Origin of the sequence: Mucilaginibacter frigoritolerans, from assembly GCF_007830615.1 — a bacterium.
Taxonomy (GTDB): domain Bacteria; phylum Bacteroidota; class Bacteroidia; order Sphingobacteriales; family Sphingobacteriaceae; genus Mucilaginibacter; species Mucilaginibacter frigoritolerans.
Window position 1 is genome coordinate 108,974 of record NZ_VLLI01000012.1, and the last position, 25,822, is coordinate 134,795.

31 protein-coding genes are annotated in these 25,822 nt (G+C 38.3%); 12 read left to right on the plus strand and 19 right to left on the minus strand.

The window, feature by feature from the left end; genetic code table 11:
* Window positions 1-74: 74 nt before the first annotated feature.
* The 3 genes from JN11_RS18890 to JN11_RS18900 form a co-directional block, all read right to left on the minus strand.
* Complete coding sequence (locus tag JN11_RS18890; protein ID WP_144915063.1) at window positions 75-503, minus strand: Rieske (2Fe-2S) protein; 429 nt, start codon at window positions 501-503, stop codon at window positions 75-77.
* Between the two features lie 3 nt (window positions 504-506).
* Window positions 507-1,739 (minus strand): di-heme oxidoredictase family protein, encoded by a 1,233-nt coding sequence (locus JN11_RS18895; protein ID WP_144915065.1) that lies wholly within the window; start codon window positions 1,737-1,739, stop codon window positions 507-509.
* Between the two features lie 120 nt (window positions 1,740-1,859).
* Window positions 1,860-2,543, minus strand: a complete 684-nt coding sequence (locus JN11_RS18900; protein ID WP_144915066.1) for a heme exporter protein CcmB — start codon at window positions 2,541-2,543, stop codon at window positions 1,860-1,862.
* Between the two features lie 95 nt (window positions 2,544-2,638).
* Here JN11_RS18900 and JN11_RS18905 point away from each other — a divergent pair, with 95 nt between their 5' ends.
* On the plus strand, window positions 2,639-3,124 hold the full coding sequence (locus JN11_RS18905; RefSeq protein ID WP_144915068.1) for a methylated-DNA--[protein]-cysteine S-methyltransferase: 486 nt from the start codon (window positions 2,639-2,641) through the stop codon (window positions 3,122-3,124).
* Window positions 3,125-3,146: 22 nt separating this feature from the next.
* Here JN11_RS18905 and JN11_RS18910 read toward each other — a convergent pair whose 3' ends face one another.
* The 7 genes from JN11_RS18910 to JN11_RS18940 all read right to left on the minus strand — a co-directional run bounded on the left by JN11_RS18910 (window position 3,147) and on the right by JN11_RS18940 (window position 10,579).
* The gene (locus tag JN11_RS18910; RefSeq protein ID WP_170227794.1) at window positions 3,147-3,734 is read right to left on the minus strand and encodes a chemotaxis protein CheB; all 588 of its coding nucleotides are present in this window, start codon (window positions 3,732-3,734) and stop codon (window positions 3,147-3,149) included.
* Window positions 3,724-4,554 (minus strand): CheR family methyltransferase, encoded by an 831-nt coding sequence (locus tag JN11_RS18915; RefSeq protein WP_144915071.1) that lies wholly within the window; start codon window positions 4,552-4,554, stop codon window positions 3,724-3,726. Before JN11_RS18915 ends, JN11_RS18910 begins: the two co-directional genes overlap by 11 nt.
* 2 nt (window positions 4,555-4,556) lie before the next feature.
* A complete protein-coding gene (locus JN11_RS18920) occupies window positions 4,557-7,997 on the minus strand; it encodes a response regulator (RefSeq protein ID WP_144915073.1) in 3,441 nt (1,146 codons plus the stop codon).
* A 110-nt stretch (window positions 7,998-8,107) separates the two neighbouring features.
* Window positions 8,108-8,524 (minus strand): hypothetical protein, encoded by a 417-nt coding sequence (locus tag JN11_RS18925; protein WP_144915075.1) that lies wholly within the window; start codon window positions 8,522-8,524, stop codon window positions 8,108-8,110.
* Window positions 8,525-8,526: 2 nt separating this feature from the next.
* Window positions 8,527-8,859, minus strand: a complete 333-nt coding sequence (gene gldC, locus JN11_RS18930) for a gliding motility protein GldC (RefSeq protein WP_144915076.1) — start codon at window positions 8,857-8,859, stop codon at window positions 8,527-8,529.
* Between the two features lie 7 nt (window positions 8,860-8,866).
* Window positions 8,867-9,133 carry a hypothetical protein gene (locus tag JN11_RS18935; RefSeq protein ID WP_144915078.1) on the minus strand — a complete coding sequence of 89 codons (267 nt, stop codon included), beginning with the start codon at window positions 9,131-9,133 and terminating at the stop codon, window positions 8,867-8,869.
* A gap of 93 nt (window positions 9,134-9,226) precedes the next feature.
* Window positions 9,227-10,579, minus strand: coding sequence for a DEAD/DEAH box helicase (locus tag JN11_RS18940; protein ID WP_144915079.1), 1,353 nt, complete (start codon window positions 10,577-10,579; stop codon window positions 9,227-9,229).
* A 138-nt stretch (window positions 10,580-10,717) separates the two neighbouring features.
* On the opposite strand from JN11_RS18940, the gene JN11_RS18945 reads away from it, so the two are divergent.
* Together JN11_RS18945 and JN11_RS18950 are read left to right on the plus strand one after the other, a co-directional pair.
* A complete protein-coding gene (locus JN11_RS18945; RefSeq protein WP_144915081.1) occupies window positions 10,718-11,329 on the plus strand; it encodes a GDSL-type esterase/lipase family protein in 612 nt (203 codons plus the stop codon).
* Between the two features lie 34 nt (window positions 11,330-11,363).
* Window positions 11,364-12,092: an esterase family protein gene (locus JN11_RS18950; protein ID WP_144915083.1), complete on the plus strand. Its 729-nt coding sequence runs from the start codon at window positions 11,364-11,366 to the stop codon at window positions 12,090-12,092.
* Between the two features lie 14 nt (window positions 12,093-12,106).
* On the opposite strand, the gene JN11_RS24510 is transcribed toward JN11_RS18950, so the two are convergent.
* On the minus strand, window positions 12,107-12,271 hold the full coding sequence (locus JN11_RS24510; protein ID WP_170227795.1) for a hypothetical protein: 165 nt from the start codon (window positions 12,269-12,271) through the stop codon (window positions 12,107-12,109).
* Window positions 12,272-12,514: 243 nt separating this feature from the next.
* Between JN11_RS24510 and JN11_RS18955 the strand changes: the two genes are divergently transcribed.
* Both JN11_RS18955 and JN11_RS18960 read left to right on the plus strand, forming a co-directional pair.
* A complete protein-coding gene (locus JN11_RS18955; RefSeq protein ID WP_211360837.1) occupies window positions 12,515-14,476 on the plus strand; it encodes a glycoside hydrolase in 1,962 nt (653 codons plus the stop codon).
* Between the two features lie 24 nt (window positions 14,477-14,500).
* Window positions 14,501-14,728, plus strand: a complete 228-nt coding sequence (locus JN11_RS18960; RefSeq protein WP_144915084.1) for a hypothetical protein — start codon at window positions 14,501-14,503, stop codon at window positions 14,726-14,728.
* A gap of 17 nt (window positions 14,729-14,745) precedes the next feature.
* Here JN11_RS18960 and JN11_RS18965 read toward each other — a convergent pair whose 3' ends face one another.
* Both JN11_RS18965 and JN11_RS18970 read right to left on the minus strand, forming a co-directional pair.
* The gene (locus JN11_RS18965) at window positions 14,746-15,297 is read right to left on the minus strand and encodes a ferritin (protein ID WP_144915086.1); all 552 of its coding nucleotides are present in this window, start codon (window positions 15,295-15,297) and stop codon (window positions 14,746-14,748) included.
* Between the two features lie 74 nt (window positions 15,298-15,371).
* The gene (locus JN11_RS18970) at window positions 15,372-15,713 is read right to left on the minus strand and encodes a hypothetical protein (protein WP_144915088.1); all 342 of its coding nucleotides are present in this window, start codon (window positions 15,711-15,713) and stop codon (window positions 15,372-15,374) included.
* 281 nt (window positions 15,714-15,994) lie between these two features.
* Here JN11_RS18970 and JN11_RS18975 point away from each other — a divergent pair, with 281 nt between their 5' ends.
* Complete coding sequence (locus tag JN11_RS18975) at window positions 15,995-16,378, plus strand: VOC family protein (RefSeq protein WP_144915089.1); 384 nt, start codon at window positions 15,995-15,997, stop codon at window positions 16,376-16,378.
* 9 nt (window positions 16,379-16,387) lie between these two features.
* On the opposite strand, the gene JN11_RS18980 is transcribed toward JN11_RS18975, so the two are convergent.
* Window positions 16,388-16,741, minus strand: coding sequence for a VOC family protein (locus tag JN11_RS18980; RefSeq protein ID WP_144915091.1), 354 nt, complete (start codon window positions 16,739-16,741; stop codon window positions 16,388-16,390).
* 125 nt (window positions 16,742-16,866) lie between these two features.
* Here JN11_RS18980 and JN11_RS18985 point away from each other — a divergent pair, with 125 nt between their 5' ends.
* A complete protein-coding gene (locus tag JN11_RS18985) occupies window positions 16,867-17,652 on the plus strand; it encodes a class I SAM-dependent methyltransferase (RefSeq protein ID WP_144915093.1) in 786 nt (261 codons plus the stop codon).
* A gap of 6 nt (window positions 17,653-17,658) precedes the next feature.
* On the opposite strand, the gene JN11_RS18990 is transcribed toward JN11_RS18985, so the two are convergent.
* From JN11_RS18990 to JN11_RS19000, 3 genes are all read right to left on the minus strand, one after another.
* The gene (locus JN11_RS18990; protein WP_144915095.1) at window positions 17,659-18,411 is read right to left on the minus strand and encodes a copper homeostasis protein CutC; all 753 of its coding nucleotides are present in this window, start codon (window positions 18,409-18,411) and stop codon (window positions 17,659-17,661) included.
* A 163-nt stretch (window positions 18,412-18,574) separates the two neighbouring features.
* Window positions 18,575-19,582 carry a N(4)-(beta-N-acetylglucosaminyl)-L-asparaginase gene (locus JN11_RS18995; RefSeq protein WP_144915096.1) on the minus strand — a complete coding sequence of 336 codons (1,008 nt, stop codon included), beginning with the start codon at window positions 19,580-19,582 and terminating at the stop codon, window positions 18,575-18,577.
* 106 nt (window positions 19,583-19,688) lie between these two features.
* Window positions 19,689-20,075, minus strand: coding sequence for a putative signal transducing protein (locus JN11_RS19000; protein ID WP_144915098.1), 387 nt, complete (start codon window positions 20,073-20,075; stop codon window positions 19,689-19,691).
* 59 nt (window positions 20,076-20,134) lie between these two features.
* Here JN11_RS19000 and JN11_RS19005 point away from each other — a divergent pair, with 59 nt between their 5' ends.
* From JN11_RS19005 to JN11_RS19020, 4 genes are read left to right on the plus strand one after another with little or no spacing between them, the layout of a single operon-like run.
* A complete protein-coding gene (locus JN11_RS19005; protein WP_144915100.1) occupies window positions 20,135-21,097 on the plus strand; it encodes a helix-turn-helix transcriptional regulator in 963 nt (320 codons plus the stop codon).
* A 49-nt stretch (window positions 21,098-21,146) separates the two neighbouring features.
* Entirely contained in the window at window positions 21,147-21,560 is a 414-nt protein-coding gene (locus JN11_RS19010) for an EVE domain-containing protein (RefSeq protein WP_144915102.1), read from the plus strand.
* 59 nt (window positions 21,561-21,619) lie between these two features.
* Window positions 21,620-22,051: an SRPBCC family protein gene (locus tag JN11_RS19015; RefSeq protein ID WP_144915103.1), complete on the plus strand. Its 432-nt coding sequence runs from the start codon at window positions 21,620-21,622 to the stop codon at window positions 22,049-22,051.
* Window positions 22,052-22,519, plus strand: a complete 468-nt coding sequence (locus JN11_RS19020) for a GyrI-like domain-containing protein (protein ID WP_211360839.1) — start codon at window positions 22,052-22,054, stop codon at window positions 22,517-22,519. It abuts the gene before it with no gap.
* 77 nt (window positions 22,520-22,596) lie between these two features.
* Here the strand turns inward: JN11_RS19020 and JN11_RS19025 are convergent, their stop codons facing one another.
* A complete protein-coding gene (locus JN11_RS19025; protein WP_144915105.1) occupies window positions 22,597-23,517 on the minus strand; it encodes a helix-turn-helix domain-containing protein in 921 nt (306 codons plus the stop codon).
* Between the two features lie 15 nt (window positions 23,518-23,532).
* Complete coding sequence (locus tag JN11_RS19030) at window positions 23,533-24,420, minus strand: NmrA family NAD(P)-binding protein (RefSeq protein WP_144915106.1); 888 nt, start codon at window positions 24,418-24,420, stop codon at window positions 23,533-23,535.
* A 286-nt stretch (window positions 24,421-24,706) separates the two neighbouring features.
* Between JN11_RS19030 and JN11_RS19035 the strand changes: the two genes are divergently transcribed.
* Window positions 24,707-25,801 carry a YncE family protein gene (locus JN11_RS19035; protein ID WP_211360843.1) on the plus strand — a complete coding sequence of 365 codons (1,095 nt, stop codon included), beginning with the start codon at window positions 24,707-24,709 and terminating at the stop codon, window positions 25,799-25,801.
* Window positions 25,802-25,822: the final 21 nt, after the last annotated feature.

Sequence of the window (25,822 nt, forward strand, 5' to 3'; positions counted from 1 at the left end):
TGTTTTTAATGGTAATAAAGCTGTCATGAGGCGTTTTATTCATCCGGTTTTTTGAGCGGCGACTCATGATAGTTTTACTTAAGTGATATTAAAATTTGATCGTTAGCTATGGTTATCGGGAAGGTTCTTAAGTTAGCATCCGCAGGGCCGTTTTTTACCTGCCCTGTGCTGCTGAACTGACTCCCATGAGCAGGACACTCCAATCTGTCGCCAAATACCTGTAGTTCGGCTCCCTGGTGCGTACAGCGCATTAGCAAGGCAGTGTATGCTGTTTCGGAAAAGCGATAAACGCAAATAGGATATTTAAGTTGCTGGTTTTGAACCACTACATGCTTCTTGAATGAGTTACTGTCCCTGAAAGCAGCCAAAGGCACTACCATATCAGAATGATTAATTTCAGCAGAAATGATTTTACTGCCATTGCAACCTTGTAAAATGGCTCCTAACAAGGTTCCGCCTACGCAGGCAAATCCGCAGGTTTTAATAAACTCTTTTCTTTCCATTAATTATAGTGATTTAAGGAACGTAATAACCGCAGCCTGATCTGAAGATGATAGCTTGCTGAAACGTGCTGAACTTACAGCAGCTTCGCCACCATGCAATTGTATGGCCTGCTCTATGCTGTGGGCACGTCCATCATGCATTAAATAATAGCTGCCACCTTGTACACCTGGCGCAAGTCCAAGCCCCCATAATGGCGCGGTACGCCATTCGGGCGTTTTTGCATCACCTTCGGTATATCCATCGTCTAAACCTGGCCCCATATCATGTACCAGCAAATCTGTAAATGGATTTATAGTTTGATAAGACAGTGCCGCAACCGGTGAATAGCCCGTAGTAAGGATTTGTTTATGACAGGTTTCACAACCAATTTGAACGAACAATGCATTACCACGTTGTACTGTAGCATCATTGGGATTACGCTGAATAGGTGTTTGTAAACAGGTTACGTAAAATACTACTGAGTTAAAATCATCACTGCTAACTTCAGGAGTTGATGATGGAGGTGGCGCCGATTGATCCAGATAGTTAAATGGATTTTGTGGCAGATAGGTTGAAGTAATACCCATATCATGATTATATGCCTGCGCTACCTGCTGTACCAGGTTATAAACCGAAGCTTTGCGCCCAAAACGGCATATATATTTACCATCCCCACGCGGAATAGCTCCATTTAATGGTGTTACATACGATGGAATAGTACTGTAATTAGGATGGCCCCGTACGCCATCAGGGTTATTTACGTTTGCTGCTGCCATTGCAAGGATGGCAGAATCGGGCACAACCTCTAAAAATCCAACACCAGCTGTAATAGGCGCTATGAATTTTGAACTGGTGGCTCCTGCCGGAATTTGTTCCGGGGTATAACCTGGCAAAGCAAAAGTACCTAACTGTGGGCCACCTTCTGCCAGGAATTTATTCCCGGTACTGTCTGTTTGGCCAAAACGGGTTAGGATGGTAAAAGGATGCCCTCTGTTATCACTCGAGTGGCAACTGCCACATCCGGTTGCTACAAAATAAGGGCCGAGTCCTGTTGCCGTGGTACGGTTGGCAAAGAACTGATCGTTACCGTGTGAAAACAGTATGGTTTGTGAACTTGAAAGATCAACCGGACCGCACAGGCCGTCTTCAGGGTTAATCATTGCCGGGAAAATTTTCTTACAAGAAGAAAAAGAAGCAATGCAAATAATTACCAATGAGGTAAATAAAAGTATAAGTGTAGTAGATTTTTTGCCCATGTATTTAATGGTTGAATTGTAATCCTTTTGTCAGGGGCGAAAATAAATCTTATTTAGACTTAATCCAAATAAAAGACCAAAAGAATTTCAATACTACTTAAAAAGGCAAAAATTAGTGGATTAATCGCGCCACAAAAACGGGAACAACAATAAGGCAGTAGCTATTACAATGGCATTTATAGCTAAAAGCACCCCCATATTTCCATAGCTAAAGCTTCTGTCAATACCATCCATTGCATTTTTACTTAAGCGGATGAGCAGCAGAATAACCGGGATAATAATCGGGAAACTTAAAATAGCCATCAACGTGCCATTATTGCCTGCTTTGGAGGCAATAGCTGAAATCATGGTAAACACTGTAGAAAAACTGATACTTCCTAAAAGCACAGTTACAACGTAGAAGAAAGGATCGCCCAGGGTGTTGGTAAAAAAAAGCAAGTAAACTACTAATGCCAAAATACTCAGTAGAGACATCAGCATTATATTGTAAATGGTTTTGGACAGGATAATGGCCTGCGGACTAGCAATAGAATAATAGTATAATAAGCGACTCCGGCTCTCCTGCATAAAACTTTTGGCAATTGCGTTAACGGATGCAAAAAGCATAATTATCCAGAATAAAACATTCCAAACTATGGGATACCCTTTACTTGTGCTAAATCCCGGGCTTAAGTTAAAAGATATATAGCAAACAAAAACAGTTGAAACTACATAAAGCAACACTCCATTAAAGGCATATTTTGAACGCCATTCAAGTAATATTTCTTTTTTTAAAAGTTCCCAGGTTTGGCTGATGAGTTGCATAGGCGCAAAGATAGAAGATTGTGTTGATTTAGTTGAATAGCATGGTGAGCCTAAAAATTGATATTTTTGTTGGTATAATATTTCAAATTCAATTTATGCCTTTTACCTATTGTAAAACACCTGTAGGCGTTGCCAGGATAACTGAGGAAGATAATTTCATTACCTCTATATCCATCCGTGATGAAGAATTTGAAATCAGCATACCTGAATCACCGGTATTAAAAATGGCAACTCAACAGTTGGATGAATATTTTGAAGGAAAGCGTAAAGAATTTGATTTACCTATCAAACAATCCGGAAGTGATTTTCAACAAAAAGTTTGGCAACAATTATTAAAAATTGAGTACGGTAAAACCATCAGTTATCTTCAGCAATCCAAACTGATGAATAATCCTTTGGGCATAAGGGCTATTGCAGCAGCAAATGGTAAAAATAATCTTTGGATAGTAGTACCCTGTCACCGGGTTATTGGCTCAAACGGAAGTTTAACCGGATATGCGGGTGGTTTATGGCGCAAAAAATGGCTACTGGAACATGAAGCCAGCATTATGGGGATTGGTCAGACAACGTTAAACTTTTAATCTGCTTTATTAAAAAAGAGGCTTATTTCTTCAAAAGCTCATATATTTCTTTAGCAGTCAATACATAATCAACTGCATTTAAATCAATAGCAGCCTGTGGCATTTCAGGCATTATCGCATCTTCAGGTGATTGAGCAATGGTTAATGAACCCGCATTTCTTAATTTTAGCAAGCCCTGTGCACCATCCTGATTGGCCCCCGAAAATAAAACAGCTGTACACCGGTCATTATAAACTTCGGACGCGCTTTCAAAAGTCACATCAATTGATGGTTTGGAATACCACAGCGCTTCAGAAACATCCAAAGCAAATGAATAATCTTTTTCAATTAAAGTATGGTAGTTTGCCGGCACTATATAAATGGTATTTCTATTTATTTTATCCTTGTCACTTATCTCACGTAACAGCATACTTGCATTTTCTGCAAATAACTTTTCCACTTCGCTCAAAAAATTTCGTTTGCGATGCATTACAATAAGCACAGTTTTATTAAGGTTTGAAGGCAGTGTTTGTACCAGGTGAAACAGTAGTTTAAATGAGCCCGCAGATCCCCCTAACAACAAAATTTCTGAGTTGTGCCAGCGATCATATATGCTTTTATCAAGAGCCAATTTTTTGGTAAATATTTTCTTTTTGATTGATGACCTTAAACTTTTTCTTAAAAACGTCAGAACGGATGGTTTCCTTACTTCCTAAGCATAAAAAACCATGCGGACATAAGCTTCTATGAAAAAGATCAAGTATTTTTTCTTGCAGCTGCGTTTCAAAATAAATAAAAACATTACGGCAACTAATCAATTGAAACTCGTTAAAAACAGTATCGGATATTAAATTATGTACCGAAAAGAGTGTATTTACTTTTAAATCACTGTGAATAGCTGCGGCATCATATAAGGTGGTAAAATGATCCGTTAATGATCCACTTAACCCCGACAACTGGTAATTTTCTGCGTAGGTCTTTATGCTCCTGAAACTATAAATGCCTTTACGCGCTTCTTTTAAAACCACGGTATTTACATCGGTTCCATAAATGAATGACTTATCTTTAAGAGCAGCTTTAGCCATCATTATGGCCAGAGAGTAAGGTTCTTCACCTGAAGAACAGCCAGCTGACCATATTTTAATATGCTGATAGGTTGACAGGTAAGGCAATACCTGCATATTGAGCGCTTTATAGAACGATGGATCACGAAACATTTCCGTAACATTTACGGTAATCTCCTCCAGAAAAGTTTGAAAAAATGGATGATCGTTGACCAATTTATGTTTAAGATCATAAAAAGTCAATTTCTTTATCATCATCACCCGGGTAAGCCTTCTCTTAAGGGATGCTTTTGAATAATCAGAAAAGTCAAAACCATGGACCTTTTTAACAAGGTCAATTAATTCAGCTATCTGTTCTGTAGTTAATCCCTGCGAAGTAATATCCATAACTAACTTCCCAGCCAAAGCTGCATTAATGAGATTAACCGGTCCATATCAACAGGTTTTGTTATATAATCATTTGCTCCTGCCGCAATGCATTTTTCACGGTCATCCATCATGGCTTTAGCTGTTAAAGCTATTACAGGTAACCTGGCCCATTTGTTTTGTTTACGGATATACCTGGTAGCTTCGTAACCGTCCATTATCGGCATCATAATATCCATCAGTACAATATCAATATCGCTGATGCTTTCAAGCTTCTCAATGGCTTCCTTACCATCATTAGCAATTTCAACGTGCATATCATAGCTTTGCAAAGCACTGCTTAGCGCAAAAATATTACGCATATCATCATCAACTATTAATACTTTTTTACCTTTTACAATTTCCTTTCCGTGTGTCACTATTTTTAATTTAGGGTTTAGGGCAGTTTCGGCAAATTGAACAGTCATTTCGCTAACTTTATTTAAAAACAAATTAACCTCATCAATCAATCTATCTGCTGATTTTGTGGTTTTCACTACCATGGCATTAGCATATTGCATTAGCCTGTTTACAGAAGTTTTATCTAACTCCATAGCGGTGTTAATAATAACAGGCAAGGCTTTAAATCTATCTATAGCTTTTATTTTATCTAAAAAGTCAAGGCCTGATATATCAGGAAGGTTAAGATCAAGTATAACACATTGATATTCGTTTTCATGAAGCATTCTGAAGGCCGATGCACCATCAAAAGCCTGATCAATGGTTATTCCCTGGCTTTGCATTAGCTCATTTAATGCATGGCTCTGTGTTTTGTTATCCTCAATTAATAGTATCTGCTTAAATTTTGTTCCGCTTTGCTGCATATCGCCAAACAGTTTATCAAGAGCACCCTTATCAACTGGTTTTTTAAGAAAGCTTATGGCGCCCTCTTTACTCACGCGGTTTGAAGCCGCATCACCTGCCGACATCAGATGCACAGGAATATGAGCGGTTGCTGCATGCTGTTTAAGTTCTTTTAATATTTGCCACCCATCTTTACCCGGAAGCATAATATCTAATATCACAGCATCAGGTTGATTTTTTTCAATGATTTCGACAGCGTTGATACCTTCATTTATAATGATAGATTTATATCCATGATCAGCAGAGTAATCTTTTAAAATATCGGCGAAATTTTTATCGTCCTCAACAATTATCACCAAAGGCTCATGCTCGCGTTGCTTTATAATCTGTTTAGCAGGCGCTAAAAATTCCTTTTCTGGTTTAAAGTTTTCAACCGTTACCAGACTCTCAAAAGGTTGGGCATTTAAATCAGCTTTAACCGGAATGGTTAATACAAACTCGCTACCTATACCTAGTTCACTGGTAAGGGTGATTTTACCACCAAGCAATGCTACCAACTCACGACTTATGGAAAGACCTAAGCCAGTACCCCCATATTTACGGCTAGTTGAACCATCGGCCTGCTGAAATGCTTCGAATATTAACTTTTGCTTATCAAACGCAATGCCAATACCAGTATCTTTTATACTGAAGCTTATGGTTTCATCAACTTCGTTATGCTTAACGTTTATATCAATTGATCCTTTTTCCGGTGTGAACTTGAAGGCATTTGACAATAAATTCTTAATTACCTGTTCAACTCTTACCTTATCGGTAAATACATTTTCGGGTACATTTGAATCTGTATTGATGGTATATTTTATCTTCTTTTTGCGGGCAATCTCCGTAAACAGCATTTCCATATCATGCAAAATTTCGGTGATTTTTATCTCCTCATTTTGTAATTCCAGTTTGCCTGATTCGATTTTTGAAAGATCAAGAATGTCATTAATCAGGGTAAGTAAATCATTACCGGCATTAAATATCACGCTGGCATACTTTATCTGATCATCAGAAAGATTGGCCGGTTTATTATCCTTTAAAATACGGGCAAGTACCAGTATGCTGTTTAAAGGCGTCCTTAATTCATGGCTCATATTTGCCAAAAACTCCGATTTATATTTACCGGTAGTTTCCAGCTCTATTACTTTTTGGTTTATAGAATTACGGGCTTCTTCTATTGCCTGGTTTTTTTCTTCTAATAAACTGGCTTTTTCTTCCAGTTCAGCATTGGTGGCACGTAATTCTTCCTGTTGCACTTTAAGCTCTTCTTCTGATGCCTGCAGCATTTCAGTTTTACTCATCAGTTCCTCATTGGTAACACGCATTTCTTCCTGCTGTGCTTCCAACTCCTCGGCTTGCTGTTGTACCTGCAATAACAACTCGTGCATAATGGTACGGGCCTGCGCAGTATTTATTGCTATACCTATATCATCGGTTACCGTTAAAATATAGTTCTTATTAGTTTCAGATAATTCATCGCGGAAAGCAATCTCGATAACCCCTTTTAACTTTTTATCAAAAAAGAAAGGGACAATAAAACTTTCGGTAAGTTCATTATAAACAACTGAGGATGTCAGTTCAAGTACTTCATTTAATTTGCCTTTTACAATTGCTGCTTTTTGATCTTTAGCTACCTGCCCTATCCAGCCTTCGGCTAGTTTTATTGTTTTTTTAATAGCATTTAAATTACTAAAAGCATAGGAAGCATAAAGCTCAAGCGTTTCCGTTTCTTCATTATACAAGTAAAATGTACCGGCCGAGGCTTTTATGTAGCCGCAAAGCTCTGTTAAAATATTGTCGCTAAGCTCACGCTCACTTTGCTGGCCCTGCATTTTCTCGTTCAGTAAACCAGTGCCGGTAAGCAGCCAATTTTGGGCGCGGTTTTCTGTGAGTACTTTTTCGAGCTCAGCATTGGTTATTTTTATATTATTTTCAACTATTTTTTGCCGCTCAAAAGTCCCCTGGATATACATGAACAACACAATAATGATAATCAGAAAAACTACAGAGCCTGTAATAATAACATCAAGGGCTGCGGCTGAAGCATTTTCTGTACTCTCTTTTCTAAGCGCAAGGAGTTTATTTTCTGTTTCTCTTATATTGTTAACCAATGATCTTACCTCATCCATGCTTTGCTTCCCATTAAGGAGCATTGCATGCTGAACCATAAAATCCAATCCCTGAGCTGACCTGGCATTAATATTTTGTTTCAGGATATCTAATTGGATGCTAACAAATGCATTTAGTGAATCAACCCTTCGTGCTTGAACCGGGTTATCGGCAATCATACTTTTAAGCAACTCAATATCGCCATGAATACGGGGCAATGCTTCATTATATGGATCAAGAAATGCCTTATTATTTGTAGCCACGTAACCACGTACCCCGGTTTCTGCATCAATCATTAACTGGAGCAAGTTTGATGATGTTTTTATTACCCTTTGGGTATGATCAACCATAGCAGAATCGCTACGTAGTTGATGTATGCTGTTGTAGGAAAGTATACCTACTATTAAAACCAAGATAATGGATACAGAAAAACCAGCAAAGACTTGTTGCCTGAAAGAAAATCTTAACATTTAATGTTTTTTAAGGAAATACAAATATGTTAAAAAAATTATTTTCCGAGTGCCTTAAATCAACAATAACGCAAGCTTCTTAATTAAGAGCAGATGTATTTTGTTTTTAATTAAGCTACCGGCCTTGTAAATTTTCTATTTTGGGCAAACGTTATGCCCCCTATAGCAAATAGCGGACCAGCGAATAACAAATACCATCCCCATTTAAATTTTATTTTACCAGATAGGTACTGCGCTACAGAGCGAAAGGGGATAAAACTGAACGAGGTGCGCACTTTGAGCTGTGCAAGGATATAAAACAAGATCACTAAACCCAGTGAAAACCAGGCTGCTGTAAGGGCAATTTTAGGCTGATTTAACACAATACCTAATATACCAATTACAGCAACCAGTAAAATAACAATTCCATAAGGTTTGTTTGCATCATAAACATCCCAATTGCCAATAAAAGGATGCAGAATAGGACAATAAGTTCCGGCAATTAAAATAACAAAGCCGGCAAAGGAAAGTAAAGCACTGAGGCGCATTTTTATTTTTGACTTATTTCCATTTTATCGGCAAAATGGGCACAATAATCGCGCAGATCCTCTACAATGTTTGTTTCGCCTGTGGCGCGTAAAAAGCTGTCGCCCATAGTTTGCAGGGTTTCATAAAAAAAGCGTTTCATTTCATCTACGGGCATATCTTTTGTCCATAAATCAATGCGCAGGGTATTTTTATAGTTTTGATCCCAAAGAGCAAGCATCATTGATTTTACCGGAAGCGCTTCTTTATTTTGCGCATCGGTTGATTCCCACATAATGCTTTCAGGAACGTTATTATCATCTAATTCAATAGTAAGCTTTATTTCGGCTTTTTTCATTTAAAAATTATTTAACAAGTAAAAATATAATAGCCGCCAAAGTTATAAAGCTTAGCTCTACTATCCATACTTTTTTGGTTTGAGGAAAGAAATTCCTGAACATTATATCCATAAATGACACTACGACTGCAAAAAGTATAAAGATCCAACCGATAATGCTATTAAAATGCAGAAACTGTACACCAGATAATTTCACTCCATAAATCCAGCTGTAAACTGCGAGAAATAAAAAAAATGCACTTGCAAAATTCAGTGGTGTTATTCTTAGTTTCATTGAATGCTATAATTTATTATTAGGATGTTGAACTAATGGCGGATTAAGGCTTTTATTCACATCCTTTAAGTACCCCTTCTTTGCACTTATTTTTTAATGTTTCTTTTTAAATGATCTGCCAGATTTGCTTTTACCACCTTTTGGACCAAATGTTCCTTTAGTTTTAGCTTTTTCGGCATCAAATTTTTTACGCTGGTTAAGCGTTTTCTTTTCGTGGAAGGCCCCTTTAAAATCGGGATCTTCACGACGTTTCTGCATATCAATCTCCCTTGACTGATCCTGTCTTTCTTCGTAAGGCGTTTCTTCAATAAATACATCAGCAGGCATATCCTTTACCGGGATAGTTTGTCTGATCAGTTTCTCCACCTTACGTACGTAATACTCTTCGGCTGGGTTGCAAAAGGTAACGGCAACACCTAATTGAAATGCTCTTCCGGTGCGGCCAATACGATGAACATAATCTTCAATCACTACCGGAACGTCAAAATTAATCACGTGGCTAACATCACTCACATCAATACCTCTTGATGCCACATCTGTTGCCACCAAAATCTTTACTTCATCATTTTTAAATGCGTTAATGGCATTGATACGAGTATTTTGCCCTTTATTGGCATGTAATACCTTCACCTCATTTTCGCCAAACTTACGGAGTAAAAACTTGTACACATCTTCGGCAGCAATACGGGTTTTACAGAAGATAATTAGTTTTTTAATATCATCCTCTATATCCAATAACTTTTTAAGCAGGTTGATTTTAGTTTTAACATTTGGCACAAAATACAATTGCTGATCAACAGTTTGTGCGGGTGTAGCCTGCGGTGTTACTTCAATTATAGTTGGGAACTCCAGGAAATTATTAGATAGTTCATGGATTTTATCAGACATGGTAGCCGAAAACAGCAGATTCTGACGTTTTACAGGCACAACTTCCAATATTCGGTTTATTTGTGGCATAAAGCCCATGTCCATCATCTTATCGGCCTCATCCAGCACCAGCACCTGAAAGGTTTTGGTAACAATATGACCAGCAAGGTAAAGATCCATAAAGCGGCCAGGTGTGGCTACAATAATATCAACACCTTTGTTTAATTGCTCTATTTGTGTTTTGGGGCCAAGGCCTCCGTATAGTACCACAACGCGTAAATCGGTATTTGCAGCAAAGGTTTTTACATTTTCCTCAATCTGCATGGCCAGCTCACGGGTTGGCGAAACAATAAGCGCCCGGGCATGCTCGCCTTGTGCGTACTTCAGCTTCATAATAATAGGCAATACATAAGCAGCCGTTTTACCGGTACCTGTTTGCGCTATACCCATTACATCCTGCCCGTTTAAAATTGGTGGAATAGCTTTCTCCTGTATCGGCGTAGCTTCGGTATAACCGGCATCGGCAATGGCATTTAGTATTTGCCGGTTAAATTTAAAATCTTCAAAAGTTACGCCCATTGGGCAAAGATAGTTTTTAAAGTTGGGAAGTCCGAAAAATGACCATCAGTGATTAAAAAGGGCGGATCATCAAACAAACTTTTCCGACACTTTTACGTACTAAATAATTACATTTGAAGCCATTAATTTAAATTTTTTATGTTCTGGTACGAAGACGAGGTTAAACGCCTTGAAAAAGAAAGGTCGCAGTTAAATTATACACCAGCTACTTTATTTTATGGTAGCTCGTCTATAAGGTTATGGAATACACTGAAATCTGATTTTGAATCTTTAGCCCCGGTAAACTTGGGTTTCGGAGGATCGACCCTGGCAGCATGCACCTGGTTTTTTGACAGGATAGTAGCCCCTTATGATGCTAAATCAATTGTATTTTATGCAGGCGATAATGACTTAGGGGATGGCAGGCATCCCGAAGAAATCTTCATCTTCTTTCAGCAACTGGTTTATAAAATAAAAGAGCGTTATGGAGATATCCCCTGTTATTTTATTTCTATTAAACCCAGCATAGCCCGTTGGAAACTGATAAATAATTTAAAATATGCCAACAGCATTATTGAAAATGAAATAATAAGAATGGATTCCAACTGGAAGTTTATTAATATATTTAACAGCATGCTGGATAAAAATGGATATCCGGCAAAAGAATATTTTGAAAATGACGGACTTCATTTAAACAGTAATGGTTATGCGCTTTGGAAAGAAATTGTTTCGACCAAACTTTTAGAAAATTTTCATACTGAATTAACTTAAACCTCATTTAATACTACCATCTTGCTTTATTGATATGGACAGGGAATATGTAAGCTGGTATAGCCCCACTCTTCAGAAAAATATGGAGATGCTTGTATTTGGCAATGCAGGGGCTTCCATCCTATTTCTGCCTCCAAGGATGGGCCGGTTTTATGATTACGAAAACTGGAAAGTAATTGAAGTTTTACGTAATAAAATTGAAAGCGGACATATCCAGGTATTTTGTGCTGATAGCTATGACTTGCAGAGCTTTTATAATGAAGAGATCACTTCATCACAAAAAATACTAGCCCACATACAATATGAGCATTATATTATTGATGAGGTGATGCCATTTATCAATAAGAAAAACCCTGGCGCTTTTATAATTGTTGCCGGTTGTAGTTTGGGCGCCTATCATGCATTGAATTTTGCTTTAAAACACCCTTCTCTATTTAACAAGGTGGTTGCCATGAGCGGGAGGTACGATTTGACCATCAACATTGCCTATTATCATGATTTGTTTAATGGTTATTGGGATGAAAACATTTATTTTAATATGCCTTTGCAATACGTCCCCAATTTAAATGAGGAACAAACATTACAACAAATAAGGGAACTGGAAATTGTTTTAGTAATTGGAAAGGATGATGTTTTACTTGAAAACAATTACTTAATGAATAAGGCACTTCTGGACAAAGGCATAAAATCAACCTTACATACCTGGGATAGTGAAATGCACCGCGCAAAATCATGGCGCCAAATGGTAAACGTTTACTTGTAATTTACCGAATGCAATTAAATTTGGGTGTTTAAACTCCAGTTGATAACTATCATTCCGACAGATAAGGTTATAAGGAAACCCAAAATAACCATTATCCAAAATATAATTTGTTTTACAAATTGATCGCCTGGTGGTTTAAGAAAATAATAATGTTCTATTTGTGCGCTATACGTTTCCATTTTTGGCCCCTAAGTTTATCAACTTAGTAGAGCATAATGCGTGCCAATAATTAAAATATAGCCTGCAAATCAACCTATTATTCAAAAAAGGAGTTTCTTTTTCATATTATAACTCATTAAATATTTATTAAAACGAAAATGAATAATGTAAAAGTTTTGCTGTAATACTTTCAGTATAATTTTTTTTCTGCAATTAACATTAATTTTAATCAATCATTATTAACCTACAAATACCTCAGACAATTGAAAGCATTATTTACCATAAAAAGCCATCCCCTTCTGTTTACTTTCATGTTGTTACTAACCACGTTGGTTAACCAGGCTTATAGCCAGGCGAAAGTTGAACCATGGGGCAACATTACCGGTATTCGCAAGCATGGGCAGCTGTTTGATTTTGAATCGAGTATTAAGGTATTTAGTGATAATGGCAAACATATTATCTCCACAGGTAAGGAAAGGCAACGGCCTCATTTTAAGCGAAACGGAAATATTCAGGAAGTTACTACCAGCATTGATAGTTTATATTTGGACGAGCAGGTAAAAGACGCAGGATCGGGCAGAATTAAGGTTAATTTGAAGCTTTCGGCGCATGCTGATATAGTAATGAAAGGTATTTATTTCTGTATTACACTTTCAGATAAGGAGTACTCGGACGGGTTTTTACGAATGAGTGGGGCAAGTGATTCGTTGAAAAAGTTTGTAAATGCCAACAATACTTATGATGAAAACAACATCGCCGGCATTGAATTCAAATCGATTAGTAAGCAATTAAAAATCAGCTTTGATGAGCCTGCTGCGGTAATGATAAAACATGATACTACGCATGGAAAAACTGAGTTACAATTATACATGGCCATTAAACTTAATAGTTTGCATCAGGGCGATATTATAGAAAAAACTTATACCCTAAAAGCTTCTGGACAGATAGATAGAACGCCTGTTAATTTAACGCTTAACACCCAAACACAAGGGCGTGAATTTGATGGACTTGGTGGAAACTTCAGGTTACAAAATCCAAAAAACGATCCACAAGTTATTGATTATTGCCTGCAAAATTTAAGGGTTGCTTTTGGCCGGGTTGAGTTGCCATGGCGTTTTTGGCAACCAAACAGGGATATCGATCCTATTGCATCGGCAGATTCGGGGAAATTGCACCCCGCGATACTTAAAGCCATGCAAATGGCGCATAGACTGGATAGCATGGGTGCCCCTGTTATTCTTTCGGCATGGTTTCCACCTGCCTGGGCTGTAACAGGTAAAGTTAATTACCAACCCGTAAATGGTATTTGGGGTAACCCGCTTAATAAAACTAATATGGATGCCATTTATAAATCCATTGCCGATTACATCGTCTACCTAAAAAATAAATATGGCGTTGAGGTGAAATTATTTTCGTTTAATGAATCAGACCTGGGGATCAACATTCGCTTAACAGGTCAGGAACATGACGATTTTATAAAAGGCTGCGGAGCCTATTTTGCAAAAAGGGGACTTAAAACCAAAATGCTGCTGGGCGATAACTCAGATGCTACCACCTATAAATTCATTTACCCGGCATTGAACGATGCTGAAGCCAAGCCATATATCGGTGCTATATCTTTTCACTCATGGCGGGGTTGGGACAATGAAACCCTGCAAAAATGGGCCGATGCCGCCACACAATTAAACGTACCGCTAATTGTGGGTGAAGGCAGTATTGACGCAGCAGCTTATAGTTATCCAGATATTTTCCAGGAGCCCACCTATGCGTTGCAGGAGATTAACTTATACACCCGTTTACTGGCCATTTGCCAACCCTTATCCATATTACAGTGGCAATTAACCTCAGATTATTCGCCATTAATTGGTGGTGGCATTTTTGGCAATAATGAACCACTTCACCCCGGACAAAGGTTCTGGAACCTGAAACAACTTTCCATAACCCCAGGCGGTTTATATGCCATGCCAATAAGGAGTGATAACGTAAATGTTAGCTGCGCTGCATTGGGCGATAATGGCAAAAATAGCTATGCAATACACCTGGTAAATAATGGCCCAACCCGAAAAGTAACCTTAAATGGCATACCAACATCGGTAAAACAAATTCAAGTGTATACCACCAACAAAAAAAAGGCTATGAAACAAAGTGGCCCCCTTGTGGTAAATAATGGCACTGTCACTTTTAAATTACCAGCCACCAGTTACATTACATTAATAAGCAGGTAACATCTTTTATTTACTTTTACGGCGATGAAGAATGACCCTTTAAGCATGCCGCTTTTTGAGATGCGACTGGAAGAAATACATCGCGCTGATCCATGGCTGCGCTATGAAATTTCCATTCGTGATTTTGTTACGCTGTTTCCGGTAAGGTATAAAAATGGCGCCCCGATTAAACCAGAACACCCCGCAGCTTATGGAGTTGACCGCGAGGTGTTTCTGAAAGTTTTAGTAGCCTTTAGTCAATGTTTCCATTAATCAGTGGGCTTCTTGATTTAAGGATTTTGAACACTTGTATCCTGTGCTAAAACAGCGTCATCGGCAGTTTTGGCAATATCATTATCCAGTACATACAAGGCATCATTATCAGCGTTTGCTCCACCTGCAATCTTTATCTTCGCCAGCAGATCAAGTGCCATAGTTTCTTCTTCTGTTTGTTCTTTTACAAACCATTGCATAAAATTCCAGGTAGCCCAGTCCTTTTCTTCGAAACTCATATTTACAATATTATAAATAGACTTAGTATTTTCAATTTCTGATTGAAATACTTTCTCAAAGCAATCATTTACGCTTTTCGGATCAGGACCGGGATGTGGGATTTCTGTAACGGTAACTTTTGCACCCCGTTTTAAAATATACTCCAGAAATTTCATCATATGATTACGCTCCTCACTTGAATGACGGAACATAAAATTGGCAATACCCTCGTAACCTTTATCACTAGCCCAAGCTGCATAAGCCAAATAAATTTGGGCATTATGTGCTTCGTTAGTCATTTGCTGATTAAGTGCCTTAGCAAGGGTATCAGATAACCTGTTAGTGTCCATAAATAAATGTTTATTGCTAAACCATCAGAACACAAAAAAGTTTGAAAAATTGAAGTAACGAATTATTACGGCGCTTATTTATAAGCGGAGATATAAGTGGTTTTTATGGTAAGCACAAAAGTTTTACCTACACTTATTTTTACATTTTTATCCTGCAAAATAGCCTTTACAGCCTCATCAGATCTTAATACTTCAAAAAGGTCACGCGCTACGGGTGAACCACCTACACTGTTTAACAACTTGCCATTTTCCATGGTTAAACTAAAGATATAGCCTGATTTACCACGGTCACCAGCAGATTCGAAATCCTGAATATTCAGCTTAAATTGTTGTTCTTCATTTAAACTTTTCTTTAAGTGTAAACGGATAACGGGCAGGTACCTTTTCCAGGTAGTTAAGTATTGTCTTTCTTCCATCTGAGCCTGTAAAAGTAGGATAATAAAAGCATCTATTAGTAAAACGTTTACTAATAACAGTTAATTATTTAAAAATGAGTAAAATAACTTATTTCAAACTATAGGAAAATGAAAGTTTTTACAAAATCGAGAACTTTTAATCAATTCAATTGTCGTAATATACCAGCAAGATTGGCTTAACTCCCCCTTTTATTGTGAGTTAAACCAAGGTAAATTAGTACATAAATAATGGATTGATTAATAACCAAATCCGGAATTAAGAATCAATAATATTTACTGATATGTTTAAAGACATCAAAGCAATTAGTGGTTTTTCGGTCAATGACCTGCAAAAAGCCAAAGAGTTTTATCACCATAAGCTTGGGATAGCGCTTTCTGAAGAAAAGATGGGTATTTTAAAATTACATTTTAATGGAGGGGGTACGGTTATTATTTATCCAAAGCCTAACCATGAGCCTGCCACTTTTACTATACTTAATTTCCCGGTACCTGATGTAGAGAAAGCAGTTGATGAGTTAACCACGCTAGGTATTACTTTCGAGCAGTACGGTGAACCCATAAAAACAAATGAAAAGGGAATATTGAAAGGGAATGAAAACGGGCCTGATATTGCCTGGTTTAAAGACCCGGCAGGTAATATTTTATCCGTATTACAAGAAAGCTGATTCAGATTTTTATTTTTTTATAGCCTGCCCTACAAACATCAATGTTTTAGTATGGGGGATAATGATATGCAATTCGCGCATACCGTATTCCCGGTCAAATGGCGCACGCACCTTCATATCATCCAGTTTATCTTTAATACTTTCCCATAATTTATCAATTGCATCTACCTCCAGGTAAAACTCCATTTCGCCAATATCAGTACCAGCATTAAGGATGTGAATAGATAGATGATCCTTAAATAAAACGGCATAATTATCAGTATTCAAAAAAGGAGTAAAACTAAAAAGCTCCACAAAGAAACGGGATGTTTCCGCAATATTGTACGATGGAATCATCGGGCTTAAATAAACTGCTTTATACATAATTGCCTTATTTAAGATGATTATTTATTTTGCTTTTTTTATGTTTAACATCGTTTAATTATAGAATGTTTACAATAAAATATTCTATAATCTGACGCTATTAAAAATACACAATCTGAATATAAATGGAAGCTATTTATAATACCATTGGTAATGGATATAACTTCACGCGTAAAGCAGATCCGTATTTAACCAGCAGGATAATACATTTTTTGCAACCGCAAACTAAAGCTACATATCTTGATATTGGATGCGGAACCGGGAATTACACTATCGCCTTATCAAAACATGGCCTAAACATTACAGGTGTTGAACCTTCTGAAACAATGCTCGAGGTAGCCAAAGGTAGAAATAAGCAAGTAAACTGGCTGGCCGGAACAGCAGAACAGATCCCGGCTAAAAATGAAGCTTTTAATGGTGCAATTGCCACATTGACTATTCATCATTGGACTGATATTAACCAGGCACTTAAAGAAATATACAGGGTTACTGATATGAATGGCAAATTTGTGCTGTTTACCGCAACTCCCCAACAAATGCAAGGCTACTGGCTAAACCATTATTTCCCTAATATGATGCAATCATCAATAAATCAAATGCCAGGTTTAGATATCATCCAAAATGGGTTGCTTAAAGCTGGCTTCAATCATATTATAAAAGAGAAATATTCTGTTCAGGATAACCTGGAGGATCATTTTTTATACTCAGGAAAACTCAAGCCCTCATTGTATCTTGATAAGGAAATCAGAAACGGAATTTCTTCATTTACAGCGTTAGCGAATGCCAAAGAAATTGCAGACGGGCTTTCGGAACTGGAAAAGGATATCAGCAACGGTAAATTTGAAGAGATAAAATCCAGATATGAAAATAATTCAGGAGATTATCTATTTGTTGTTGCTGAGAAAATTTAGAGATAATCAGGAATTGGCCATCTTTAAAATTCCCTTAACCCGTTCGGTGTCTGTTACATCTATACTATACTCATCGGTATAATCACTGCCCATCATAATATGGGTATTTTTATAGCTCATTTTACTTTTTACACGCACGCGCGCTGAGCTATGTACCTCTGTAACGCCAGTGAATTTAACCAGGTCGCTCACATTTTTTTCGGCAACGCCACTTCCCGGCATAATTTGTATCCGTCCGGCAGCTTTTTCAACCAGGTGAGCTATGGTATTTACGCCTTCCATTGCTGTACTTTTACCGCCTGATGTTAAAATGCGTTCGCATCCTAGTTCAATAATATCTTCCAGAGCCTGGTACATATCGGCACACATATCAAATGCACGGTGAAAAGTGACCCCGACTCTCCACTGTTTGGCCAGGTTCACTAATTCGGCACATCTTGGTTTATCAACAGTTCCATCCGCATTTAACATACCAATTACAATACCATCGCAGCCGGCTTCAATACAATGCCGTACATCGGCCAGCATCACTTCAAATTCTAAATCGGTATATAAAAAATCACCTCCCCGTGGCCTTATCAAAACATATAACTTGATATGAAGCAGTTTACGGGCCTGTAATATTTCTCCATACGAAGGTGTGGTTCCTCCTTCATACAAATTTTCACAAAGTTCAACCCGGGCAGCACCACCATCCTGAGCAGCTAAAGCAGAGGTAATGGAATTGGCACAAACTTCAAGCAATACAGTTGACTTCATTTTCCAAATTAGAGTTGCAATGTATAACAATAAACCCCCAAACTCATTTGGGCGTAATTTACTGTCTCTTTTACGGTTATTTTATTTCAATAGTTTATAAACTTCTCAGGTCATTCATCCTAAAATATCTATAAAACTGAATATCAACCACTTTAATTATTTACTAATAAAAGCTTTTTCCGGGTATTAAAAGATCTTGCTTTGCCGCATTACAAACAGCAAATGAAAAGCCTTTTTGAATAGCATATGCACCGTATTCGCCTTTTTTGTTAATGGCCAGGAAACCTACCTGGATATCTTTTGCGGTTTGCGGTTTCTTTTTAATAATTCGTCTTACTGCTTCTTTACAAGCATCTTCTGGCGAATATCCCTGGCGCATTAATTCAACCACCAAAAAACTGCCTACGTTCCGAATTACCTCTTCGCCTACACCTGTTGATGTTGCCCCACCAACTTCATTATCAACATATAAACCGGCGCCAATAATAGGGCTATCGCCTACACGGCCATGCATTTTAAAGGCCATACCGCTGGTAGTACAAGCTCCGGAGATATTTCCTTTTGCATCCAGTGCCAGCATACCAATAGTATCATGGTTATATTGATTACCGGGAGCATGCTGTTTATTCTCGATATTCATCACCGGCGAATATTTGGCAGTTTTAAGCCATTCTTTCCAGGCAGCTTCTGACTCCGGTGTAAGCAATTTTTCTCTTTTAAAGCCTTGTTCAACCGCAAACTGGGTTGCACCCTCACCTACCAGCATTACGTGCGGTGTTTTATCCATCACCAAACGGGCAACAGATATAGGGTGGGCTATATCTTCCATTCCGGCAACTGATCCGCAATTACCCAATTCATCCATAATACATGCATCCAGCGTAACGTGACCATCGCGATCAGGGTAACCGGCCCTACCTACGGTGTGGTTGCTCATATCGGCTTCAGGTATTCTAACTCCGGCTTCTACTGCATCTACAGCACGCCCTCCTGATGAAAGTGTTTTCCAGGCCTCTTTATTGGCTACAATCCCAAAATCCCAGGTCGAAATGACTATTGGAAAACCATCTGCCTGGCCCAAAAAAGAAGCCTTTGCTAATGCTGATGATGACAGTGCTGCCAGTGACGCCCCGGCTGCTGATATTTTTATAAACTTACGGCGGTTATACATTGGGCTAATATAGAAATTAGCTGCGCAAAACGGAATTTTTGTAACTTTATTGATGCATATTTTATTCAAAATCGCCCTGGCAATTGTTACAATGCCAGTTATTTTGCTAATGCAATGGATTTACCAAATTAACAATCGAATTTAAAAAATCAGACCATTGCTCTTTGCTTTCGTCCTTGATAATATTACTTACGTTAGTTGAGGCACAATACGGGCAAACAACATAGGTATTTTCCTCATTAATGCCATAATGATCCTGTTCGTGTAAATCCCCTTCTGAGGCAAGGATATCTTTACATTTCTGCAGATCGCGTTCAAAAATCTTAAGTTTAACACCACCTACTGCCTGGTTATAAAGTGGGTTGGCGCCGATGGTATTTTCATCGGCAATAAAACACAGAATACCATTAGCCTCCAGCCGTGTACGCACAATATGCGCCAGCATGGGATCATAATAAGATTCAAAAGTGATGATATTATCTTCAGTGTTCATTTAAAGCAAATTAAAAAAAATTAAACGAAAAACTTCATTTTTTATGTAATTTGCTTTGTATGAATCGTATCGACAGAGTCTCCGCTATCTTAATTCAGCTGCAATCGCGCAGGGTTGTTAAAGCAAGTGATATTGCCGAACGTTTCAATATTAGCCTGCGTACGGTTTATCGTGATGTAAAAACATTGGAAGAAGCAGGCATACCGATTATTGGTGAAGCAGGTGTTGGTTACTCCATTATGGAGGGCTACCGTTTACCACCTGTAATGTTTACCCGTGAGGAAGCCACCGCATTTTTAACTGCCGAAAAGTTTGTTGAGCAGTGGACCGATGCCTCTACAATGGAGCATCATAAATCAGCCATGTATAAGATAAGGGCCATATTAAAAACGGCCGAAAAGAATTTGCTGGAAGAAATTGACAGCAAAATAGAAGTATTAAAAAGCCACAACCATATTGACACTGATAATAAAGATCATATCCAAACCCTGCTAAACAGTATTGTTCACAGAAACATTATCAATATTGATTATTTTGCCAATCATAGCCAGGAACATACAAAAAGGGATATTGAGCCGATAGGTATATTCTTTAAGCATGGCCACTGGCACCTGATTGCTTTTTGCCGCATGCGGAATGATTACCGCGACTTTAGGGTTGACAGAATAAACTGCATAAAGGTTACCGAAAAGATATTCGACAATAAACATCCTACCCTGAAAGCTTACATAGCTCAAACAGCCAAAGAGCAAGAGTTAGATCTGGTGGTAATCCGTGTAGAAAAATCGATTTACAGCTACCTGGAATATCAGAAATATTACAGCGGCTTTGTCTCCGAAAAAACAGTGGGCCATCAAATTGAAATGACTTTTTTAACCATGTCGTTAGAAGGTTTTTCACGCTGGTTTATGATGTTTGGCGACAAGGCCGAAATTATCAGTCCGGATAGTTTAAAAGAGCGAGTAAGCAATATAGCCACTGCTATTTCTCAAAAAAATCTTCAATTATCAAATTCCTACTGACATAGGGCTGTCAATACCATGCGGTTAATTTGTATAAACAATTACCCGCATGAAGTATTGGATAGTAGTAGTTTCAAAAGATCATATTGCCAACGGTGTTGCCGGAGGCTTTATGCAAGCTAATTATGGCAAACATGGTCCATTAAAAAGAACGACTGCTAATGATTGGGTGATTTGCTATTCGCCCAAACAAAGTTACGGCGGTGATGAAATATGTCAGTCTTTTACGGCAATTGGCCAGGTTGCTGATGATCATATTTATCAGCATAAAATGGCCGAAGATTTTATTCCTTACCGCGGAAATATCAATTATCACCCCTGCAAGGAAACTCCGATTGCTCCCCTGATTGAACAATTAAACTTTATTACAAACAAAAGCTCATGGGGCTATCAATTCCGCTTTGGCTTTTTTGAAATTCCGGAACAAGATTTCAATCTTATCAAATCAAAAATGATTAGTTGAGGTTAAAATCAGGAAGAAAAGAATAAACCAACATATACGCTCACTTAATTAACAAAAAAATGGAAACACTCACCTTAAAAACAACCGTCACCTTTAATGAACCTATTGCAAAAGTTTGGCGGGGCATTACCGTTCCTGCCCTGGTAAAAAAATACTTTTTCGGAACTGATCTAAAATCAGACTTTAAAAAAGGCAGCCGGATAACATTCAATGGTGAATGGGAAGGAAAAACTTATGTTGATGGTGGTATCATACTGGAAATAAATGCGCCCCAATTATTAAAATACAATTACTGGAGCAGCATGGCCGGTACGGAGGACAAGCCCGAAAACTATGCCGATGTAACCTATCAATTAGCCGAATCAAACGGTGTAACCACTTTAACCATTACCCAGGATAATGTCAAAAACCAGCAAGCTTTGGAACATTCGGAACAAAACTGGCACATGATTTTTGACGGATTAAAAGAACTGCTTAAAACCATATCATAAATGATTACCAAAATTGAACTAACTAACCTTACCGGGTTTTATGTAACCGGTATTGCTGTTCGTACTACTAACCAAAACAACCAATCACAAAAGGATATTGGCGATCTTTGGGCCAGATTTATGGCTGATGATGTAATGAGTCAGATTAACAGCCGTATTTCGGATGATATCTATAGCGTTTATACTGATTACGAAACTGACCATACTGGTTTTTACACCACCATATTAGGCTGCAAAGTAGTGGCAACTGATCATATTCCAGAAGGTTTTGCAAGTATTTTTATTCCGGCGGATAATTACCATGTTTATTATTTAGAGGGCAAATTTCCCAATAAAATAGGTGAAGCCTGGCAGCACATATGGCAAAATGCAAACAACCGTAAATACACTGCCGATTTTGACCTTTATACTTTTGATGCCGAAAGCTTTGAAGAAACGGAAGCAAAAATTTACCTGGCAGTAAATTGACATGTCTTTCTTATCATGCCTGATCGCAACAAAAAAGATGCTTCATTGCGATCAGGTATGACAAAAAAATATAAACATCAGTTAAACCGCTGCCTGAATTCCAAAGGCGAAAGACTTGTTTTTGTCTTGAATAATTTACTGAACGACTGTGGGTGCTCAAAACCTAATTCATAAGCAATTTCGCTTACCGATAACCCGGTGGTAGATAATTTCTCTTTTGCTTTATCAATCAACTTTTGATGGATGTGTTGCTGGGTATTAAGACCGGTAAGTGCTTTTAACAAACTACCTAAATAACTTGCAGAAATATTTAATGCCTGGGCAACATATGCTACGGTAGGTAAGCCGTTTTTCACCATTTCATCGCTGTTAAAATAGGAAGAAAGTAAACTTTCTAAACGTGCCAGAATTTGATGATGGCTTATTTGCCGGGTAATAAATTGGCGGTCATAAAATCTTTCTGCATGTTTAAGCAGTAACTCTAACTGAGCTATAATAATTTGCTGACTGAACTTGTCAATCCTCGACCGGTATTCCTGCTCTATACTTTGTATGAGGCCGACAATAGTTATTTCCTCCTTTTCCGAAAGAAACAACGCTTCATGTACAGAGTAATCAAAAAACTCATATTGCTTTATCGTTTTAGCTAAAGATGTATTCCAAAGAAAATCGGGATGGACAAACAACAGCCATCCCGACCTGTTTAATATTGTTCCTTCTCCAACCTCAATCCCAAAAACCTGACCGGGCGAAATAAAAAACATTGTCCCTTCATCAAAATCATATTTTTGCTGACCATATTTCACCTTGGCATTGAAATTTCTTTTCAGAGAAATAGAATAAAAATCAAAAAACAAACTGGTTATTTCAGCACCACCCATAGTCGTAATAGATTCCATATTGATTACACTTATTAATGGATGCTCCGGTTTAGGGAGGCCCATCAACTGGTGATATTCGCTTATTGTTTTTATCCTATAGGGTTGTGCGCTTGCCATATTACAATATAACCATTATTGGTTAAAAGCAACTGCAAATTCCTTTGCAAAATCTTCAAGCTTAACTTTTCCAATTTTTTCTGGCCTGTGATGATCATAATCTTCGTGCAATAAACCGCTATGGATAGCACCAAACATTTCAACCAGAGCCGATGCCGTATGTGCAGGAACACCGTTGGTTTCATAAGCCTTTTGCATTTCATCGTCAGAAATAGTTAACCATTTTAAGTCGGGTTTGCCAATAGCTTTGCCTAAAAGCCGGGCAATCTCATTACAGGTACGTTCATCACTAGCTACGTATCTAACCCTTTTGCCTGTTACTGTCGATTCTATTTCTTCAACCGCAGCGGCAGCAATATCTTCCGGCGATACCATTACTACCCTATCATCGCCACCATAATTTGCAGCAATAAAGCCGGCATTTTTGATCATGCCAACAAGTTGGTATAAATTATAATAAATATAAGTGGCCCGGAGAAGCGTAAGTGATTCCAAACCCTGCAAATTAAGAAGAGCATTTTCAATATGATGGTGGCCTACAATTAAACCGGCACCTTTCTCTAACTCTGCACCGTAACTACTTACGTATACCACTCTCTTTACCCCCGATGTCTCAATCGCTTTTGCCTGAATAGCACCTGCTTTACGGGCATGTTCTATCATGTCAGGTACAGCAAATGTTGGCGGTATCATGGCATGCACCACATCGGCACCGGTAAACGTAGCTGTTAAAAAATCAACATCATCTACCAAACCAATGGCTGCTGTAGCACCCAATGCTTCGATTTCTTTTTTCCGTTCCGGATTACTGCTGATTACGGTAACCTCATGTCCTTTTTGCACTAACGCTTGTGTTAATGGCTTACCAATGTTTCCTAATGAACCTATTACTATGATTTTCATTTTGTATTGTTTTAATATTCCAAAATTCCACAATAAAAAAGGGACAGGTATAACCAAATCCACTGTTGTTGTAGTCAAAATGATGGTATTTTATATGCTGCTTGTCGGGTAAAATTGGCTTGCCGTCTATAATCTGCCAGTCCTTATCGGTTTGTATTTTTATGGGTGATAAAAGCTTAGCCGGGTTGCCTATCTTTGTTTTAAAGAAAACTTATTGTTGCCAAAACAATACACCAAACTACCTGATTAAACCAATATCTAATTACTTCAATAAAGCTCCCATAGTATGAAAAAAGCATCCGATAATCAGTATTCTGCAATTGTCAATTTTATCAAACCATCAATAGCATCGCTTGCTGCTGTTCTTATCTTTATGGCATTGATTACTGTTAAAACCAATTGCAATGCTCAATCTGCACAGCAATATTACCTGCTTGCGCTTTCTAAGGCCGATCACACATTAGCCATTGTTGATCCTGTTACTTTTAAAGTTATTGCACGTGTGCCGGTAGGTCCTGATCCGCATGAAGTTATTGCTTCTGCAGATGGTAAAACGGCATATGTTTCAAACTATGCCGGTGGAAGTCTCCATGAGCTTGATATTATTGATCTAGTTGCGCAAAAACCATTACCAAGTGTAGATACAAAACCACTAATCGGCCTGCATGGTCTTGACTTTGCAAATGGCAAAGTGTGGTTTACTGCCGAAGGTTCAAAAACTATTGGCAGCTATGATCCGCAAAGTGGCCAGGTTGATTGGGCCATGGGTACCGGGCAGGGTCGAACCCATATGATATACGTTACACCTGATGCAAAAAGAATCTACACCACAAACGTAAGTTCAGGTACGGTAAGTATTTTGGTTGATTCACTGCTTCCGCCACCAACTTCGCCAACAGGGCAAACATTTCCAGGCGCCAAACCACACTGGGATTGGATACATACCATTATACCGGTTTCTATAGGTTCGGAAGGTTTTGACGTATCGCCAGACGGAAAAGAATTATGGACAGCTGCTGCACCTGACGGGGTTATCTCAATCATAGATCTGACCGAACTGAAGAAATCAGGCAAAATTGATTCAAAGGCACTGGGAGCTAACCGCCTTAAATTTACTCCTGATGGGAAACGCGTATTGGTTACCAGTTTAAGTAACGGCAACCTTTTTATTTATGACGCAGCAACACATAAAGAACTAAAACGGATAAATACAGGGCGCGGTGCAGCCGGCATCCTGGTATCTCCTGACGGATTGCGTGCTTTTATAGGTTGTACTGCCGATAATTATGTGGCTGTTGTTGATCTTAAAACATTGCAGATAACAGGCCATATTGACGTAGGCGGCGGCCCCGATGGTTTGGCCTGGGCGGTTAAGCCTTAATATTATTCATTTACGGCTTTA

Bases quoted from the DNA above. Each gene is read 5' to 3' on its own strand.
- JN11_RS18890 (WP_144915063.1), bottom strand. From the start codon at position 503: ATGGAAAGAAAAGAGTTTATTAAAACCTGCGGATTTGCCTGCGTAGGC.
- JN11_RS18895 (WP_144915065.1), bottom strand. From the start codon at position 1,739: ATGGGCAAAAAATCTACTACACTTATACTTTTATTTACCTCATTGGTA.
- JN11_RS18900 (WP_144915066.1), bottom strand. From the start codon at position 2,543: ATGCAACTCATCAGCCAAACCTGGGAACTTTTAAAAAAAGAAATATTA.
- JN11_RS18905 (WP_144915068.1), top strand. From the start codon at position 2,639: ATGCCTTTTACCTATTGTAAAACACCTGTAGGCGTTGCCAGGATAACT.
- JN11_RS18915 (WP_144915071.1), bottom strand. From the start codon at position 4,554: ATGGATATTACTTCGCAGGGATTAACTACAGAACAGATAGCTGAATTA.
- JN11_RS18920 (WP_144915073.1), bottom strand. From the start codon at position 7,997: ATGTTAAGATTTTCTTTCAGGCAACAAGTCTTTGCTGGTTTTTCTGTA.
- JN11_RS18925 (WP_144915075.1), bottom strand. From the start codon at position 8,524: ATGCGCCTCAGTGCTTTACTTTCCTTTGCCGGCTTTGTTATTTTAATT.
- gldC (WP_144915076.1), bottom strand. From the start codon at position 8,859: ATGAAAAAAGCCGAAATAAAGCTTACTATTGAATTAGATGATAATAAC.
- JN11_RS18935 (WP_144915078.1), bottom strand. From the start codon at position 9,133: ATGAAACTAAGAATAACACCACTGAATTTTGCAAGTGCATTTTTTTTA.
- JN11_RS18940 (WP_144915079.1), bottom strand. From the start codon at position 10,579: ATGGGCGTAACTTTTGAAGATTTTAAATTTAACCGGCAAATACTAAAT.
- JN11_RS18945 (WP_144915081.1), top strand. From the start codon at position 10,718: ATGTTCTGGTACGAAGACGAGGTTAAACGCCTTGAAAAAGAAAGGTCG.
- JN11_RS18950 (WP_144915083.1), top strand. From the start codon at position 11,364: ATGGACAGGGAATATGTAAGCTGGTATAGCCCCACTCTTCAGAAAAAT.
- JN11_RS24510 (WP_170227795.1), bottom strand. From the start codon at position 12,271: ATGGAAACGTATAGCGCACAAATAGAACATTATTATTTTCTTAAACCA.
- JN11_RS18960 (WP_144915084.1), top strand. From the start codon at position 14,501: ATGAAGAATGACCCTTTAAGCATGCCGCTTTTTGAGATGCGACTGGAA.
- JN11_RS18965 (WP_144915086.1), bottom strand. From the start codon at position 15,297: ATGGACACTAACAGGTTATCTGATACCCTTGCTAAGGCACTTAATCAG.
- JN11_RS18970 (WP_144915088.1), bottom strand. From the start codon at position 15,713: ATGGAAGAAAGACAATACTTAACTACCTGGAAAAGGTACCTGCCCGTT.
- JN11_RS18975 (WP_144915089.1), top strand. From the start codon at position 15,995: ATGTTTAAAGACATCAAAGCAATTAGTGGTTTTTCGGTCAATGACCTG.
- JN11_RS18980 (WP_144915091.1), bottom strand. From the start codon at position 16,741: ATGTATAAAGCAGTTTATTTAAGCCCGATGATTCCATCGTACAATATT.
- JN11_RS18985 (WP_144915093.1), top strand. From the start codon at position 16,867: ATGGAAGCTATTTATAATACCATTGGTAATGGATATAACTTCACGCGT.
- JN11_RS18990 (WP_144915095.1), bottom strand. From the start codon at position 18,411: ATGAAGTCAACTGTATTGCTTGAAGTTTGTGCCAATTCCATTACCTCT.
- JN11_RS18995 (WP_144915096.1), bottom strand. From the start codon at position 19,582: ATGTATAACCGCCGTAAGTTTATAAAAATATCAGCAGCCGGGGCGTCA.
- JN11_RS19000 (WP_144915098.1), bottom strand. From the start codon at position 20,075: ATGAACACTGAAGATAATATCATCACTTTTGAATCTTATTATGATCCC.
- JN11_RS19005 (WP_144915100.1), top strand. From the start codon at position 20,135: ATGAATCGTATCGACAGAGTCTCCGCTATCTTAATTCAGCTGCAATCG.
- JN11_RS19010 (WP_144915102.1), top strand. From the start codon at position 21,147: ATGAAGTATTGGATAGTAGTAGTTTCAAAAGATCATATTGCCAACGGT.
- JN11_RS19015 (WP_144915103.1), top strand. From the start codon at position 21,620: ATGGAAACACTCACCTTAAAAACAACCGTCACCTTTAATGAACCTATT.
- JN11_RS19020 (WP_211360839.1), top strand. From the start codon at position 22,052: ATGATTACCAAAATTGAACTAACTAACCTTACCGGGTTTTATGTAACC.
- JN11_RS19025 (WP_144915105.1), bottom strand. From the start codon at position 23,517: ATGGCAAGCGCACAACCCTATAGGATAAAAACAATAAGCGAATATCAC.
- JN11_RS19030 (WP_144915106.1), bottom strand. From the start codon at position 24,420: ATGAAAATCATAGTAATAGGTTCATTAGGAAACATTGGTAAGCCATTA.
- JN11_RS19035 (WP_211360843.1), top strand. From the start codon at position 24,707: ATGAAAAAAGCATCCGATAATCAGTATTCTGCAATTGTCAATTTTATC.